The sequence below is a fragment of the Pseudomonas sp. GW821-FHT01A09 genome (assembly GCF_058986725.1).
On the sequence record NZ_JBYSWB010000002.1, the window covers coordinates 110448 to 126946 of the forward strand.

13 protein-coding genes are annotated in these 16499 nt (G+C 58.9%); 8 read left to right on the forward strand and 5 right to left on the reverse strand.

Features of this window, described 5'->3' with window-relative positions; translation table 11 throughout:
- Nucleotides 1-247: 247 nt before the first annotated feature.
- The 5 genes from cydB to mapR all read right to left on the reverse strand — a co-directional run bounded on the left by cydB (nucleotide 248) and on the right by mapR (nucleotide 6416).
- On the reverse strand, nucleotides 248-1255 hold the full coding sequence (gene cydB / locus AC3WJP_RS02790) for a cytochrome d ubiquinol oxidase subunit II (protein WP_493719707.1): 1008 nt from the start codon (nucleotides 1253-1255) through the stop codon (nucleotides 248-250).
- Nucleotides 1255-2658 carry a cytochrome ubiquinol oxidase subunit I gene (locus AC3WJP_RS02795; protein ID WP_493719708.1) on the reverse strand — a complete coding sequence of 468 codons (1404 nt, stop codon included), beginning with the start codon at nucleotides 2656-2658 and terminating at the stop codon, nucleotides 1255-1257. The genes cydB and AC3WJP_RS02795 overlap by 1 nt, the downstream gene beginning before the upstream one ends.
- A 27-nt stretch (nucleotides 2659-2685) precedes the next feature.
- Nucleotides 2686-3183, reverse strand: coding sequence for a DUF934 domain-containing protein (locus AC3WJP_RS02800; protein ID WP_493719709.1), 498 nt, complete (start codon nucleotides 3181-3183; stop codon nucleotides 2686-2688).
- A complete protein-coding gene (locus AC3WJP_RS02805) occupies nucleotides 3180-4853 on the reverse strand; it encodes a nitrite/sulfite reductase (RefSeq protein WP_493719710.1) in 1674 nt (557 codons plus the stop codon). The genes AC3WJP_RS02800 and AC3WJP_RS02805 overlap by 4 nt, the downstream gene beginning before the upstream one ends.
- 144 nt (nucleotides 4854-4997) lie before the next feature.
- Nucleotides 4998-6416, reverse strand: coding sequence for a GntR family transcriptional regulator MpaR (gene mapR / locus AC3WJP_RS02810; protein WP_493719997.1), 1419 nt, complete (start codon nucleotides 6414-6416; stop codon nucleotides 4998-5000).
- Nucleotides 6417-6681: 265 nt separating this feature from the next.
- Here mapR and cyoB point away from each other — a divergent pair, with 265 nt between their 5' ends.
- The 8 genes from cyoB to AC3WJP_RS02850 all read left to right on the forward strand — a co-directional run bounded on the left by cyoB (nucleotide 6682) and on the right by AC3WJP_RS02850 (nucleotide 16495).
- The gene (gene cyoB / locus AC3WJP_RS02815) at nucleotides 6682-8685 is read left to right on the forward strand and encodes a cytochrome o ubiquinol oxidase subunit I (protein ID WP_493719711.1); all 2004 of its coding nucleotides are present in this window, start codon (nucleotides 6682-6684) and stop codon (nucleotides 8683-8685) included.
- Between the two features lie 88 nt (nucleotides 8686-8773).
- Nucleotides 8774-9022, forward strand: a complete 249-nt coding sequence (locus AC3WJP_RS02820) for a hypothetical protein (protein WP_493719712.1) — start codon at nucleotides 8774-8776, stop codon at nucleotides 9020-9022.
- 538 nt (nucleotides 9023-9560) lie between these two features.
- The gene (locus AC3WJP_RS02825) at nucleotides 9561-10415 is read left to right on the forward strand and encodes a transporter substrate-binding domain-containing protein (protein WP_493719713.1); all 855 of its coding nucleotides are present in this window, start codon (nucleotides 9561-9563) and stop codon (nucleotides 10413-10415) included.
- Nucleotides 10412-11083, forward strand: coding sequence for a glutathione S-transferase family protein (locus AC3WJP_RS02830; protein ID WP_493719714.1), 672 nt, complete (start codon nucleotides 10412-10414; stop codon nucleotides 11081-11083). Before AC3WJP_RS02825 ends, AC3WJP_RS02830 begins: the two co-directional genes overlap by 4 nt.
- A gap of 140 nt (nucleotides 11084-11223) precedes the next feature.
- Complete coding sequence (locus tag AC3WJP_RS02835; protein ID WP_493719998.1) at nucleotides 11224-12561, forward strand: OprD family outer membrane porin; 1338 nt, start codon at nucleotides 11224-11226, stop codon at nucleotides 12559-12561.
- A gap of 246 nt (nucleotides 12562-12807) precedes the next feature.
- A complete protein-coding gene (locus AC3WJP_RS02840; RefSeq protein ID WP_493719715.1) occupies nucleotides 12808-13299 on the forward strand; it encodes a MarR family winged helix-turn-helix transcriptional regulator in 492 nt (163 codons plus the stop codon).
- 515 nt (nucleotides 13300-13814) lie between these two features.
- Nucleotides 13815-15320 carry an efflux transporter outer membrane subunit gene (locus tag AC3WJP_RS02845; RefSeq protein WP_493719716.1) on the forward strand — a complete coding sequence of 502 codons (1506 nt, stop codon included), beginning with the start codon at nucleotides 13815-13817 and terminating at the stop codon, nucleotides 15318-15320.
- Nucleotides 15317-16495 carry an HlyD family secretion protein gene (locus AC3WJP_RS02850; protein ID WP_493719717.1) on the forward strand — a complete coding sequence of 393 codons (1179 nt, stop codon included), beginning with the start codon at nucleotides 15317-15319 and terminating at the stop codon, nucleotides 16493-16495. Before AC3WJP_RS02845 ends, AC3WJP_RS02850 begins: the two co-directional genes overlap by 4 nt.
- Nucleotides 16496-16499: the final 4 nt, after the last annotated feature.

Consider the following 16499-nt stretch of genomic DNA (forward strand, 5'->3'; position numbering starts at 1 on the left):
TAATTTTTGAAATGGTCATAAACGACGGCCGGTAGCGTGGCGGCGACATGACTTGGACGACCTTGAGGGTGCCTGTTCGACTTCCCCGCCTGGGTTTAAGCATTCCCAGGCGGGAGTAACTTCGGCTCCCATACCGATTCGACCGGTACCAAGGTGCCGGCAGTGCCGGAACCGTTCAGTTGGAAGCCGTTGTCATTATCCAGATCCGCCCCCCGGGGAAACTTCTACAATGGGGCGCCCGCCTCATCTAGTGGTAGCCATCCTCCGCACGCACCTTGCCGCGGAAAACGTAGTAGCTCCAAAACGTATACCCGAGGATGAATGGCAAAATGAACAAGCCCCCTACCAGCATGAAGCCTTGGCTCTGTGGCGGCGAGGCGGCATCGTAAATCGAGATACCCGGCGGAACGATGTTCGGCCATAGGCTGATCCCCAGCCCGCTATAGCCCAGGAATACCAGCGCCAGAGTCAGCAGGAACGGCGCGTAATGCGCTTTGCCAGCCACCGCCCGCAGCAGCAGGAATACTACCGCTGCGACCAGCAGGGGCACTGGCAGGAACCACAGCATGCCGGGCAAGCTGAACCAGCGCGCGGCGATATCGCCATGGGCCAAGGGCGTCCACACGCTGACGACCACTATCACCGCCAGCAGGGCCAGTACCAGTGGCTTGGCCAGGCGGTGCATCTGCGCTTGCAACGACCCTTCAGTCTTCATGATCAGCCATGTGCAACCGAGCAGCGCATAGGCTGCAACCAACCCAAGGCCACAGAACAGGCTGAACGGCGTCAGCCAATCCAGGGGACCGCCAGCGTAGGTACGATTAGCGACCGTAAAGCCATCGATGAACGCACCCAAGGCCACACCCTGAAAAAACGTGGCTACGACCGAGCCGCCGATAAAAGACTTGTCCCAGATATGCTGCTTCTCGGGGCTCGCCTTGAAGCGGAACTCGAAGGCCACGCCACGGAAGATCAAGCCCACCAGCATCAGCACGAGCGGCAAGTACAAGGCCGATAGCACCACTCCATAGGCCAGCGGAAACGCCCCGAACAACGCTGCGCCCCCGAGCACCAGCCAGGTCTCGTTGCCGTCCCACACGGGTGCCACGGTATTCATCATCACGTCCCGGTCTTTTTCGCCCGGCACCAGGGGAAAGAGAATCCCAATGCCCAGGTCGAAGCCGTCCATGATCACGTACATCATCACCCCGAAGATGATGATGATTGCCCAGATAAGCGGCAGATTGATTCCCATCAGATGTTCTCCTGATCTGCGGCGGAAAGTGGCCGTGCGGGCGTACGCGCCTGGCCTGGGCCACCATGCAAAGCATGCTCGACGTGGGGCTGTGGACCCTTGCGCACCATGCGCATCATGTAGCCGATGCCGGTACCGAACAGCGCGAAGTAAACCAGTACGAACATCACCAGCGTCAGAGACAGTTGCCCTACGCTATGGCTCGAAGCGGCATCGGCAGTACGCATCACCCCATAGACCACCCAGGGCTGGCGCCCGACCTCAGTGGTGATCCACCCGGCCAGCAAGGCGATCAATCCGGACGGCCCCATGAACAGCGCCAGATACAAGAATGGCCGGCACTGGAACAGCGTCCCGCGCTTGCGCAGCCACAGACTCCACAAGCCTACGAAAATCATCGCCATGCCTAGCCCGGCCATGACCCGGAACGACCAGAAGATGATGGTCGAATTGGGACGGTCTTCAGGATTGAATGACTTCAGCGCGGGGATCTGCTTGTCGAGGCTGTGGGTCAGAATCAGGCTGCCCAGATACGGAACTTCAACGGCAAAGCGCGTCTTTTCTGCTTGCATGTCCGGCAGGCCGAAGAGGATCAGCGGGGTCGGTTTGTCGTCGGTGTTTTCCCAGTGCCCTTCGATCGCGGCGATCTTCGCCGGTTGATGCTTGAGGGTATTGAGCCCGTGCATGTCACCGATGACGGCCTGGATCGGCGCAACGATCAGCGCCATCCACATGGCCATCGACAGCATGCGCCGTATGGCCGGGTTATCACGCCCCTTGAGCAGGTGCCAGGCTGCCGAAGCACCGACGAAGAATGCCGTGGCCACGAACGCCGCTGTGGCCATGTGCATCAGGCGATAAGGAAATGAAGGATTGAAGATCACTGCCAGCCAGTCGGTCGGAACCACCTGGCCGTTGACGATCTCGTAGCCCTGTGGCGTCTGCATCCAGCTGTTGGAGGCGAGAATCCAGAAAGTCGAAAAAATCGTGCCCAGGGCCACCATGCAGGAAGAGAAGAAATGCAGCCCCCGCCCGACCCGGTTCCAGCCGAACAACATGACGCCCAAAAAGCCTGCTTCCAGGAAGAACGCCGTGAGCACCTCATATGTCAGCAACGGCCCGGTGATCGAGCCCGCAAACTGCGAAAAGCCGCTCCAGTTGGTACCGAACTCATAAGCCATGACCAGGCCGGAGACCACCCCCATGCCGAAGTTCACGGCAAAGATCTTCGACCAGAAGTGGTAGAGATCGCGATAGGTGTCATCTTGCGTCTTTAGCCACAAGCCTTCGAGTACCGCCAGGAAACTCGCCAGGCCAATGGTGATCGCCGGAAAAATGATATGAAAGGACACAGTGAACGCAAATTGCATTCGGGCCAGCTCAAGTGCCGAAAAGCTCAGCATGGGCAATCCTCGATTAGTGAAAGGAATTCAACGACGGCGGAACAAAGGCCGAGGCTCGATAGCTGAGCGGCCATAAATTACGCTCATCCCGCTCAATCCCTTGAGCGCATCCGTCGCGCACTTGTCCTCGCGCACGGCAAAACTGGTAAAGCCGCATTGACGCATGTGACTCAATTGATCACGCAGTACATCTCCGATTGCACGCAACTCCCCCTGCCAACCCAAGCGCGTGCGCAGCAGATATGCCTGACTGTAGCCTCTGCCATCCCGAAAGCTAGGGAAGTCCAAAGCGATCAAGGGCACGACACCACGCCAAAGCTCGAGGCTTTCAACATCATCATCCGGGCCCAGCCATACCCCATGCAGACTCATTCGCTGCTCGCCCGCCTGATGTTGTCGCCAGCGAACCAACGGCAAAATCAATGGCCCAGCCGGGAGGATCCCATCGCTGTCGCGCACCAGAGTCCAATGGTCGTGCGCAACTAACTGCGCATTGCCGTCACTGAGCTTGAGTACGTTTTTCATGCCCCTGCCCCCGCTTGCGTATGGTAAACGCGCGACTTGAAGGGCTCGATGCCGATACGCTTGAAGGTGTCGATGAACCGCTCCCCTTGGCACCGGTAGTCGACAAAGGTTTCGACGATGTGCTCGATCACTTGGGGCACCTGCTCGGCGCTGAATGAAGGACCAATGACCTTACCCAACGCCGCGGTTTTGCCCTGTGCGCCGCCGAGGGTGACCTGGTACCACTCCTGGCCGTTCTTATCGACGCCCAGAATGCCGATATTGCCGATATGGTGGTGCCCGCAAGCGTTCATGCAGCCCGAGATATTCAGGCTGAAATCACCCAGATCATGGAGGAAATCGAGGTCGGTAAATCGGGCTTGTATCGCCGCCGTGATGGGTAACGAACGGGCGTTGGCCAACGCACAGAAGTCGCCGCCGGGGCAGGCGATGATATCGGTCAGCAAACTGGCGTTGGCGATGCCCAGGCCTTGCTCGCAAGCCAGCGTCCATAACGCCAGCAGAGCGGATTTGCGCACATCGGGCAAAATCAGGTTTTGCTCATGGGCGATACGGACCTCGCCAAAGCCAAAGGCCTCGGACCAATCGGCAACCGCGTCCATTTGCTCGGCGGTCAAGTCGCCGGGCGGGGTTTCGGCGCCTGGTTTGGTCGACAGGATCACGCTGGCATAGCCAGGCACTTTGTGCGCCATCGTATTGCTGGATATCCAGCGGGCGAAGGCTGCGCACGCCATGCGCTGACTGTCGAAAACCAGAGGGTCTTCTACTGCCGCTTCGTAGCGCGGCATCAGGAAAGCATCGGCGACGCGTTGATACTCGGCTTCGGTCAGCTGTGCCGGGCCGTCCTTCAGATGCAGCCACTCCTGCTCGACCTCTGCGGCGAATGCCTGAATGCCCAGCGCCTTGACGAGGATCTTGATCCGCGCCTTGTACTTGTTGTCGCGCCGACCATGGCGGTTGTAGACCCGCAGCACAGCCTCGACGTAAGACAGCAAATGCTGCCAGGGCAGGTCTTCGCGGATCTGCTGCGACAGGATCGGCGTGCGCCCAAGACCACCCCCGACCATCACCCTCAGACGCTTTTCACCCGCGGCGTCGAGGTACAGATACAGCCCGATGTCATGCATCATGATGGCCGCACGATCCTGCTCGGCAGAACAGATGGCGATCTTGAACTTGCGTGGCAGAAACAGAAATTCCGGGTTGATGGTCGACCACTGGCGCAGGATTTCCGCCAGCGGTCGAGGGTCGATGATCTCATCCGCCGCGACTCCGGCGAACGCTTCGGTAGTGATATTGCGCACGCAATTGCCGGAGGTCTGTATCGCATGCATGTCCACTTCAGCGAGGCACGCCAGGATATCCGGGACCTGGTCGAGTTCGATCCAGTTGTACTGAAGGTTCTGCCGCGTGGTGAAGTGGCCGTAGCCGCGATCGTACTGGCGGGCGATGTGTGCCAAGGTGCGCAGCTGACGAGCACTCAAGGTCCCGTAAGGGATAGCCACGCGCAGCATGTAGGCATGTTTTTGCAGATACAGGCCATTTTGCAGCCGCAGCGGCAAGAACTCCTCCTCGCTCAGCTCGCCTGCCTTAAAGCGTTCCACCTGATCGCGAAACTGCGCCACACGCTCGACCACCAAGGCGCGGTCGTAGTCATCGTATTGATACATCCTCAAGGCCTCATCAGCGCCTGCCCTCTGTGACGGAGCAGATTCGATGAAGCCACTATCCTCTGATGCTGATCCGCATCACAGATTCACATGCTTGATAAAAAAACGGATCAGATTCACCCAAACGCCGCACCGGTGCGGCGATCAGTCGCCTTGCAACGACCTGATGATCTTGCCCAGCAACTCCATGGCCCGCTCACTGGCAGGGCTCCATGGATAGCCGTAATTGAGCCGCACGCATTGATTGAAGCCTTGGGTCGCGGAAAATATCGGCCCTGGTGCCAGGCTGATTCCCTGTGCCGACGCCAGCTTGAACAACTGCAACGAGTCCACCGCACCGGGAAGCTCGAACCACAGGAAATAGCCACCTGCGGGCCGGGTGACCCGGGTGGCCGCCGGAAAGTGCCTGGCGGCGGACGCCAGCATGGCCTCTTGCTGGATTTCCAGGGCATGGCGCAACTTGCGCAGGTGTCGGTCATAGCCCCCATGCTGAAGATAATCGGCGATGGCCGCTTGCGCCGGAACCGAAGGCGAGATGGTGGTCATCAATTGCAACTGCGCGATCTTCTTCGCGTAGCGCCCGCCGGCCACCCAACCCACCCGGTAGCCCGGCGCGAGGCTTTTGGAAAACGAGCCGCAGTGCATCACCAAGCCGTGCACATCGAGGCTTTTCATGGGTTTGGGTGGCTCATTGCCGAAGTAGAGCTCGGCATAGACGTCGTCCTCTATCAGCGGCACCTGATGCTCGGCCAACAGCCCGTAAAGCTCGACCTTTTTATCCTGGCTCAAGCTGGCCCCCAAGGGGTTCTGCAGGCTGCTCATGAACCAGCAGGCCTTGATCGACATGCTGTCGAGCGTCTGGCGCAGGACCCCAAGGTCGATCCCTTCGCGCGGGTGCACCGGAATTTCCACGGCCTTGAGCTTGAGGCGTTCGAGGATCTGCAGCGACGCGTAGAACGCCGGCGCTTCGATTGCTACCAGGTCCCCGGGCTCGGTCACTGTCTGCAGGCACAGGTTCAAGGCTTCCATGGCACCGTTGGTCACGACCAGGTCATCAGCCGGCAGCATCACACCGCTGAGCATGTAACGCAGAGCAATCTGACGGCGCAGGTCGGGGTTGCCAGCGGTCATGTCAGCGATGATTTCACTGGGGGATAGTTTGCGTATCACCTGGGCCATGGACCGCCCCAGCCTTGCCATGGGATACAGATCGGGGCTGGGGAACGCTGACCCGAAAGGCACGGTAGCGGGATTTTTCATCGATTCGAGCACTGAGAACACTAGTTCGCTGACGCCCACTGGAGTCGCCTGCAAGTGGTGCCGGCCGACGTCCGGCTCCTGCAGTTTACGGGTGGCGTGCTCGCGCACGAAGTACCCTGAACGCTGGCGAGCATGGATCAAGCCACGATCCTCCAGCAGGTAGTAGGCGCGGAAAACCGTAGCCGGGCTGACGCCATAAGTGCTGCTGGCATGGCGCACCGAAGGTATTTTCTCGTTGGGCGCCAGCACACCGGTACGGATCAGTTGCTCGATCTCATCGGCAAATCGCTCATAGCGTTTCAACTTGTGCATGGTTAGTGCGCCCCATCCTCTAAGAAGCGTCGCAGTGTCCTCCTCGCCCTGCACTGGTAACAGATTCAGAAACGCCGAATAAAGCCATATCAGCGCTGGCCTGCTCCGCTTTTTTAACTGCCATCTGCTGCTCCCCGTGGACGCTACCAGCGCCCATCATATTGCGCCCGGCCCATGCCGGTACTTCCCCCTCGCCTACGCTCAGGCCATTTCACGTCATCCGCGAGGGGCAACTGAATCCTGCCCAGGAGTCGAAATGTTTGGAAAGCTGAGTTTGTCGGCCGTGCCCTACCATGAGCCGATCATCATGGTAACGCTCGCCTGTGTCGCCGTATTGGGACTGGGGCTCGTCGCCGCCCTGACCTATTACCGCAAATGGAATTACCTGTGGTCGCAGTGGTTGACGTCGGTCGATCACAAGAAGATCGGTGTGATGTACATCGTGGTCGCCATGATCATGCTGGTGCGTGGCTTCGCCGATGCCTTGATGATGCGTGCGCAGTTGGCCACCGCCACCGATGGCGCCACGGGCTTCCTGCCGCCCGAGCACTACGATCAGATCTTCACCGCCCACGGCGTGATCATGATCATTTTCATGGCCATGCCATTCTTCACCGGGCTGATGAATATCGTCTTGCCGTTGCAGATTGGCGCTCGTGATGTGGCCTTTCCGTTCCTGAACTCGCTGAGTTTCTGGCTGCTGGTTTCTGCCGTGGTGCTGATCAACTTGTCCTTGGGCCTGGGTGAGTTCGCCAAGACAGGCTGGGTCGCTTACCCGCCGCTATCGGAGGTTGCCTATAGCCCCGGCGTAGGGGTGGATTACTACATCTGGGCGCTGCAGATATCGGGTATCGGCACTACGCTGACCGGCGTCAACTTCATTGTCACGGTGCTGAAAATGCGCACCCCGGGCATGAAGCTCATGCAAATGCCGATCTTCACCTGGACCTGCACTTGGGCAAACATCCTGATCGTCAGTTCGTTCCCGATCCTCACCGCCACGTTGGTGATGCTCACGCTTGACCGGTACCTGGGCTTTCATTTCTTCACCAATGAGCTCGGCGGCAACCCGATGATGTACGTCAACTTGTTCTGGGCCTGGGGCCACCCGGAGGTTTACATCCTGGTGTTGCCGGCGTTCGGGGTGTACTCCGAGGTGATCTCGACGTTCACCGGCAAGAAACTCTTCGGCCACAAGTCGATGATCTACGCCAGCGGCGCGATCACTGGGCTGGGCTTCATGGTCTGGCTGCACCACTTCTTCACCATGGGCTCGGGGGCCAACGTCAACGCCTACTTCGGCATGGCGACTATGGCCATTTCGATCCCCACCGGAGTCAAGCTATTCAACTGGCTGTTCACTATCTACCGTGGCCGATTACGTTTCACCTCCCCGGTGTGGTGGACGCTGAGCTTTATGGTGACCTTCTCGATCGGTGGCATGACGGGGGTGCTGCTAGCCATTCCGGGTGCAGACTTCGTTCTGCACAATAGCCTGTTCCTGGTAGCGCATTTCCATAACGTGATCATCGGCGGGGCAGTGTTCGGCTACTTCGCCGGCTTCGTCTTCTGGTTCCCGAAAGTGTTCGGTTTTACCCTCAACGAAAAATGGGGCAAAGCCGTTGTCGCGTTCTGGACCTCGGGCTTTTTCCTGGCATTCATGCCGCTGTACGCGCTGGGTTTCATGGGCATGACCCGCCGCTTGAACCACACCGACAACCCGCTCTGGACCCCTTGGCTGCACGCGGCTTTCTTGGGAGCGGTGCTGATCCTGATCGGCGTGGCGTGCCAGTTCATCCAACTGTACGTGAGCATTCGCGACCGCGAGAAAAACCGCGACCTGAGCGGCGACCCTTGGAATGGCCACACCCTGGAGTGGTCGACCTCGTCACCGGCGCCTTTCTACAACTTCGCCACCCTCCCCGTGGTCGATGACATCGATGCGTTCTCGGCGCAGAAAAAAGCCGGCACCGCTTACCGCCAACCCGAGCGCTACAAGGCGATCCATATGCCTAACAGCACTGCTTCCGGGCTGGTGATCAGCGCCTTCGTGACGCTGTTCGGCTTTGCGATGATCTGGCACATCTGGTGGCTGGCGATCGTTGGCGTGGTCGGGGCTATCGTGAGCTACATCGCTCATGCACTACGTGATGATCAAGGTTTCATGGTGCCAGCCAAGCAAGTGGCAGGCATAGAGGCGACTCACCTGGCGGCCTTGCCGAAGGCCGCATTGCATTCGCGTGAGCGAGAGACAGCCTGACAGACCCACGGTGTGCATTGGCATTGGCCGATGCACACCCCTTCAACGTGCCAACGGGCCCATCGAACTCATCTTCGAGACTTTCGCCATGAACCTCATGATGCTTTTACCTACCCTCACTGGACTGATGGTGGCAGCGACCACTTTTCGTTCCGGATTACCCAAATTCGCGATAGCGATCGCCGCTTGCCTGCTGCTGGGCTTTATCCTGATCAGCAGTGATTGCGAAGCGCTGGGGTTCGTGTTGTTCGCCGTGGCGCTGGGACTGATTGCCTACAGCAAAAAGCTCATGGAGACTTACAACGTCGGTCCGTTTTCCAGGGACGATGACCGATAGACCGCTTCTGGGTTCTATCAATTGGCCAATTAAACACATAACGAAACCCAATGAATTGAAGAGCCAACAGGGCTAATGCCTGCGCTATAACCCCATAAAACATCGCTAATAGCCGATAGCACTACCTTTATTCGCCTGCTAGTTATAACGATAGGCCATCATTCGCCTGTACTTTCCGCGTTCTAACTTCCTAGAATCTCTTCTGCCGAGAACGGTCATAGGCGCGACGCCGCACCGCACGAGCCATTCGAGCTGGTCAATCAGGTCATGACTCATCAGTAACCGCGAAGGATTTTTTATGTTCAGGACCGCCATTGCCCCCCCGCTGTAGTGGTGGCTATCGCCGCTCGACAAGCCAGTGCCACGGGCTTCCTGAAAGACCGGAAAACGAACTTCCCCGCCCTGCCGCCCTTCGTTCAGATTTCGACATCCAGCGCGATCAGGATCGCAAACGGGTGATCGTCAGCTACATCCTGTCATTGTTTTGAAATTGTAGCGCCCTTGCCCTCACACGCCCCCATGGGCTATAGGTAACCCCATGCATAAAGCTTCGAAAAAGCCCAGTGTGCTCCGCACGCTTACCGCAGCACTCTGCACCAGCGCCATTCTGAGCGCTGCCGTGCACGCCGACGAAACCTTGGACAAGATTCAGGCAAGACACAAAATCTCTGTCGGAGTGATGCTCACCGGGCTGCCATTCGGTACCATCGACCCCGCCACTCGCCAACCGATCGGCTATACGGTCGACCTGGCCAAAGGCGTTGCAAAAGGCCTCAACGTCGACCTCGATGCTGTCTCGGTACTCGCGCCCAATCGCGTGCAGTACCTGCAGCAAGGCAAGGTCGACATCCTTATCGCTAACATGGGTTTCACCCCCGAGCGCGCCGAGATCCTTGGCTATGTACCCACCCCCTATGAACAGATAGGCGGAGCCTTGCTGACCCGCAAGGATAGCGGCATCAAAGACTGGGCCGACCTGCAGGGCAGGCAAGTCTGCGCGTCCCAGGGCGGGCGCTACAACGAACCTCTGGTCCAACAGTACAAGGTCGAGCTCAAGGCATTCCGCAGTCAGGCCGAGTCCCTGCTGGCATTGCGCGGCGGCGGCTGTGATGCTGCCGTACACATCAGCCCGACCATGCACGCACTGCTGGAAAAACCGGATTGGAGCGATTACCACATCGGCGCCACCGCAGACCTGCTGCCTGCTTCATCGGTCATTTGGGTACGCAAGGGCCAGAACGATACCATCGCGAAAATCGACGCCATCGTGCGCCAATGGCACGCCAGCGGCTGGCTGATCGAAACCGGCAAGCACGACGGCCTGTATCCCTCCAGCGCAGTGCTCAAGATGCATGAACTACTGAGCAAGAATCCACAGGCGACGCTCCCATGACTGACGCCCGCTCTGATATCGAGCTGTATTACTGGCCCACTACCAACGGCCTCAAGATCAGCATCCTGCTGGAAGAGCTCGGGTTGCCCTACCAAACTCGTCTGGTCAATATTCGCGAAGGTGAGCAGCACCTTGCGCAGTTCAAGGACATCAGTGCGAGCGGCCGCATTCCGGCCATCATCGACCATCGCCCCGCGCTGGAAGAAGCACCGCTGGCACTGTTCGAGTCTGGCGCCATCATGCTCTACCTGGCCGAAAAGACCGAGCGCTTTCTAGGCGGGCCGCGAGGTCGTCACTTACTGAACCAGTGGCTATTCTGGCAGGCAGCACATATCGCACCCACCCTGGGCAAATTGCAGATGTTGCAAGAGAAAGCTCCACAGCGATTCGAGTGGGTCATCGAGCGCTTCCACACCGAGGCGAATCGGGTCTATGCCACCCTTGATAGCCAGTTGGCCGGAAAAGACTACGTGTTGGGCCACGAAGTTTCGCTGATAGACTTTGCCCTGTTCCCGTGGATCCTGCCAAAGCGCCAAGGGATCGATATAACCCGTTATCCCGCTGTTGCCCGTTGGCGCGAGAGGTTAAAGGGACGCCCAGCCTTGCAGTCAGCTTATGCAAAAGGTAGGGCATCGGCTCCACGGGAGCACGCGTTGATAGACGAATAACCATTTGAAATATTCTTTAGCATGGACGCTATAAAAAAACGGTCTGCTTGCGCTATAAAAACCCCTCCTCTAACTGTGAAAATTTCATTAACCTCCCTTCGCGTTGTTTTCAAGCAGAAACATATACACCGGGAGTCAGCATGCGCAGTTCAACTTTGGCGGTCGCCATTGCAGGAAGCTTATTAGTTCAACAGGCGGTTGCCGCGGGCTTTGTGGAAGATAGCAAAGCTTCTATCAGTTCGCGCACTTTGTATTATGACAATGACCCACATCAGGGTGGCGCCGATCAGAAGGAAACCGGCACGGCGCTGCGTGCCGATTTCATTTCCGGGTTCACCCAGGGCACTATCGGCTTCGGGCTCGATGTGCAGGGTGTGTCGGCATGGCACTTGGACGGTGGCCGTGGCCATCACCCCACCAACAACACACTTTTCCCCAGCGACAGCGATGGGTCCTCTGAAGATTCCTTTGGCGCCGTGGGCGCAACCGGGAAACTGCGCTTCTCCAAGACAGAAGTTAAGTACGGCAACACCTTGACTCCGAATTTGCCGATTCTGGTCGCCAACGATGCGCGGCTGCTGCCGCAGGTCTTCGAAGGGGGCAGCATCACTTCCAAGGAAATCAAGGACCTTACCCTGACGGCGGGCCAGTTGGAGCACCAGCGCGGCCGGGCCTCGACCGACTATAGCGGCCTGGCCCTCGCTGGCGGCACTCAGGAGAGCAACAAGTTTCGCTTCGCCGGTGGCGACTGGAAAGTGACCAAGGATCTGACGCTGCAGTACTACTATGCCAACCTCGAGGACTACTACAAACAGAACTTCCTCGGGCTGCTGCACGTGCTGCCAATTGGCGAAGATCAGTCGCTGAAGACCGATTTGCGTTATTTCAACAACCGTTCCGATGGCAAGAATTCCAACCATACGGCTGGCTATTCGTTCAACAACAATAGCGGTTACGCCAGCCATCCCGGCGAGGTAGACAACAACACCTGGTCGGCCATGTTCACCTATACCTTGGGTAGTCACTCGCTGCTGCTGGGCCATCAGCAAGTATCCGACAACGGCGGCATGGTGTACCTGGGTCAGGGCAGCCTGGCGGACGCGGAAGGCGCCGGCGGATCCAGCTTCTACTTGTTCACTGACTCCATGATCAATGGGTTCAACCGTGCAGGTGAAAACACCAGCTTTGGCCAGTACAGCTACGACTTCGCTCATGCGGGTGTGCCGGGCCTACGAACCTCGATTTCCTATCTGTACGGTAACGATATTCGCAGGGCCGCAGGCAACGGCGGTGATCAGCACGAGCAAGAATCAGACCTGCGCGTCGATTACGTGGTGCAGTCAGGGCCGTTCAAAGGTCTGGGCACTTCGCTGCGCCATGGCATCTACCGCGGCGAAGTTCTCAACAGCAATGGCAGTAAAGTCCAGGACGCCAACCAGACCCGCTTGATCTTCAACTACACCTATAACTTTTTTTAAACAGAGCACCCCGCCAGCCAGCTAAAGTATGGATACATTGGTAGTGACTGCTAATGTATCCAATCATGTCCTTGCGCCCTACTCCATGCCCCCTGCCAACTCAACTCGCGCCATACAACTCACTGTTGTATGAAATGGTAATGATCGCCCTTCTTATACAAGCGATAATCCTGAAAGCGCCCTTGCGCCGAGCCTGCTTACATAGGCCCGAACGTGCCCCATCATCCTTCGATTTCAGGCGGTGACATGAACACGCAGCACCTTGAGGCCTTTCAGCTTCTGGAAAAAGCCACCAATACGCTCAATCGCCGTATTGCCTTGGAGCTGTTGCGCTGGGATCTCAGCGTTATACAGTTTCAAACGTTGGACCTCATCGCTTCCCGAGATGCCTGCATACCCACTCATTGCTCCCATGCCTTGAGCATCTCCACTTCGGGTATTACACGAGTGCTGGACCAACTTGAAGGTAAATCGTTGCTTACACGCGAGCGAATTGGCCAGGACAGGCGCCTGGTGTACCTGACCCTGACCCCGGGCGGCCGGCTACTGCTGCAAAAGGCCAGCGCGGGACTCAACGAACGCTGCATGGATGTTGCCACTCGCTTTCCGGTGGCCGAACTGTCGGCGCTCAATAACGCGCTGAAGAAGCTTTCGAAAGCGATGGACGGGCCCTCCTACTCCTTTGACACCCAGGATCAATCGCCCACCCCATCGCTCAGGGTGCTGCGCGCGATCTGAACTGAAAGGATTGCGCTGCTGACCAACGGGGTATTTCAGAATGCCCGCGATGGCGCGCCGCTAAAACTGGTCCATCCCTACGAAGGCATCTTTACCATGCCCTCCGTCGCTGCGGTCACCAAAGGCGCCACGCATCCGAACGAGGTAGTTGCGCTTCAGAGGGAAGCCGTCATGGACCAGGACTCGCGATACCCCTGATCCGAAACAGTTCATTGCGTGAAATCGCATAGATCAAAGCGCGGGCGGTCAGTAAAAATATAGCTTGATGATGTGCCGGCGAGCATTTCAGTACTCGCTCCGCCACGCCAGCCTCAGGCCCATTGACACGAGCAACGTCGTAGCAAAACCTGCAACGCTCCGCCGCCCTTCCACCGTTGATGCCTGCGCCCAGGCCCGCCATGCAGCGGTCGCCATGCTCGAGCCTGACTGACGTCACCCTGAATACTTATCGTGAGCGACCGATCACAGCCAGGCGGTCGCCTTTTTCTACCGCTGGCTGCAGAGGTTTTGTGCCGATGAACATTTTCGAGGCGCCAGGTGCGGGATCACGACCTGCCAGGCGTAAATGCGCCACGCAGTTGTCGCTGGCCATGGCCCTGGTACTGCTTGGGGGCTGCGGCTACAGCGGCCTGAAAACCCAGTCGCATATGCTTGAGCCGGACGCTGCGCAGCAGACTCTGGCCGATAGCAGCGTGCCGTTGTCCCCCGCTGCCTGGCCTGCCAGTGACTGGTGGCGCAGCTTCAGCGACCCACAGCTGGATACGCTGGTGCGCGAAGCCCTGGCCGACAGCCCGACGCTACGCTCGGCGGCTGCCCGTGTGCATCAAGCCAGCGCGTTCGAGGCTATCGAAGGCGCCTCGCTGCTACCCGACGCCGACGTGAAAATGAGCACGGCCCGTGAACGTTTCAGTGCCAACGGCACCACCCCGGCACCGGTCAAAGGCACCTGGCAAAACATCGACCAGGCGACCTTCAATGTCGGCTACGAGCTGGATTTCTGGGGCAAGAATCGCTCCGCTGTCGAAGCGGCGGTCGGTCGACGCCACGCCCTGGAAGTGGACGAACACGCCGCCGCACTGATGCTATCAGCGTCGATCGTGCAGGCCTATATCAGCTTGCACAATACCTACCAACAGCTTGATGTGGCGCAGGCCCTGCTACACCAGCAAGAGCAGATCGAGCAGCTGACACAGCAGCGTTTCACCGCCGAGCTGGGTACCCAGATCGATATCAAGCAATCCCAAGCGTCCCTGCCAGCGAGCCGTGCGGCCATCGCGGCGCTGAAAGAGTCCATCGAGCTTGATCAGAACAAGTTGGCATCCCTTCTCGGCAAGGGCCCTGACCGCGGTCGCAGCATCACCCGGCCGACGCTGCAAGCCAGCGACAACTTGGCGTTACCGACGAATATCGCCGCCGAACTGATCGGCCATCGCCCGGATGTTGTCGCCCAGCGTTGGCGCGTCGAGGCAAGCGGCCATGAAATAGACGTAGCCAAGGCGCGATTCTATCCCAACGTCAACCTGACTTCGTTCATCGGCCTGCAAAGCCTGGCATTCGATACCTTCAACGATCGCAGCAGCCGCATTCTGGGTTTTTCCCCGGCCATCAGCCTGCCGATTTTCGAAGGCGGGCGGCTGCGCGGCAATCTCGATGCGCAAGACGCCGCCTACGACCTGGCGGTAGAAAACTACAACCAGACGGTGATCGACGCACTGCGCGATATTGCCGATCAACTGGCTTCACTGCGCTGGCTCAAGGAGCGCCTGGCCGAGCAAAGCCAGGCAGTCGCCACAGCCGAGGCCGCTTCGGCTCTGGTCAACCAGCGCTATGGCGCCGGCCTGGCCACTTACTTGCAAGTCTTGGCCACGCAAAACGCAACCTTGGCTGAACGGCGTCGGTTGGTCGATCTGCAATCTCGGGGCCTGTCGCTGCAGGCCAATCTAAGCCGAGCGCTGGGCGGCGGCTACCGCCCCGAAATCGCGACGCCAGCCAACGCCTCCCCATCACTTGCAAACAAATGACCGCTATGACGACTGAACCTACCGCAACTCCATCTTCACGCCCCCGGCTACTGCTGGTTTTGGGCATTGCCGCATTGATCGTCGCGCTAATCGCCTGGTACGCATTTGGACTGGACTCGGTATCGACCGATGACGCCTACGTCAACGGCAACGTGGTCCAGGTGACTTCGCAGGTCAGCGGCACGGTGATCGCCATTGGCGGTGACGACACCGACCAGGTCGACGCCAATGCGCCGCTGGTGACATTGAACGACGTCGACGCCCAGATTCAGTACGAGCGCAGCAAATCCAACCTGGCCCGCGCAGTGCGCATGGCCCGCACGCAGTACTATCAGGTGCAGCAGTTGGAAGCCGAAGTCGAACAGCGCCGCAACGATGTCGGCAAGGCCCGCGACGATGTTCGCCGCCGCAGCCAGTTGGCCTCCAGCGGTGCCGTGTCGCGTGAAGAAATCAGCCATGCCGAGGATATTCTCAAGAACGCCACCGCTGGGCTGGACGGCGCCCGCCACGCCTTGTCGGTACGCCTGGCGATGGTCGATGGCACCACCCTGCGCACCCATCCCGACGTGCTGGTTGCCGCGAGCAACCTGCGCGACGCCTACATCGCTCTGCATCGCACGAAAATCTACTCTCCCGTGGCCGGGTTGATCACCAAGCGCAGTGTGCAGGTAGGGCAACGCATCAATCCGGGGGTTGCCTTGATGTCCGTGGTGCCAATCGAGCAGGTCTGGGTCAACGCCAACTTCAAGGAGTCGCAGATCGAGCATCTGCGTATCGGCCAGCCCGTGGAGTTGCGCGCCGACGCCTACAGCCGCGACCTGTTGTTCCACGGCACCGTGGTCGGCATGGATGCTGGTACCGGCAGCGCCTTCTCGCTGATGCCCGCGCAGAACGCTACCGGCAACTGGATCAAGGTCACACAACGGGTGCCAGTCCGGATCGCCTTGGACCCGCGCGAGGTAGCTGCCCACCCGCTGCGCCTGGGCCTGTCGATGCGGGTGTCGGTCAACACTACCGACTGTACTGGCAGCGCGCTCAACCACAAGGCGCCGAGCCGGCCGAGTTACAGCACCGACATCTTCGAGAACGAACTGAAGGATGCCAACGCCGTAGTCGAGCAAGTGATTGCCGGTAATGAAGGTAGCGGGCCGGCTGCCGTCAGCCGCAACGACTGAGGGG

Bases quoted from the DNA above. Each gene is read 5' to 3' on its own strand.
- cydB (WP_493719707.1), bottom strand. From the start codon at position 1,255: ATGGGAATCAATCTGCCGCTTATCTGGGCAATCATCATCATCTTCGGG.
- AC3WJP_RS02795 (WP_493719708.1), bottom strand. From the start codon at position 2,658: ATGCTGAGCTTTTCGGCACTTGAGCTGGCCCGAATGCAATTTGCGTTC.
- AC3WJP_RS02800 (WP_493719709.1), bottom strand. From the start codon at position 3,183: ATGAAAAACGTACTCAAGCTCAGTGACGGCAATGCGCAGTTAGTTGCG.
- AC3WJP_RS02805 (WP_493719710.1), bottom strand. From the start codon at position 4,853: ATGTATCAATACGATGACTACGACCGCGCCTTGGTGGTCGAGCGTGTG.
- cyoB (WP_493719711.1), top strand. From the start codon at position 6,682: ATGTTTGGAAAGCTGAGTTTGTCGGCCGTGCCCTACCATGAGCCGATC.
- AC3WJP_RS02820 (WP_493719712.1), top strand. From the start codon at position 8,774: ATGAACCTCATGATGCTTTTACCTACCCTCACTGGACTGATGGTGGCA.
- AC3WJP_RS02825 (WP_493719713.1), top strand. From the start codon at position 9,561: ATGCATAAAGCTTCGAAAAAGCCCAGTGTGCTCCGCACGCTTACCGCA.
- AC3WJP_RS02830 (WP_493719714.1), top strand. From the start codon at position 10,412: ATGACTGACGCCCGCTCTGATATCGAGCTGTATTACTGGCCCACTACC.
- AC3WJP_RS02835 (WP_493719998.1), top strand. From the start codon at position 11,224: ATGCGCAGTTCAACTTTGGCGGTCGCCATTGCAGGAAGCTTATTAGTT.
- AC3WJP_RS02840 (WP_493719715.1), top strand. From the start codon at position 12,808: ATGAACACGCAGCACCTTGAGGCCTTTCAGCTTCTGGAAAAAGCCACC.
- AC3WJP_RS02845 (WP_493719716.1), top strand. From the start codon at position 13,815: ATGAACATTTTCGAGGCGCCAGGTGCGGGATCACGACCTGCCAGGCGT.
- AC3WJP_RS02850 (WP_493719717.1), top strand. From the start codon at position 15,317: ATGACCGCTATGACGACTGAACCTACCGCAACTCCATCTTCACGCCCC.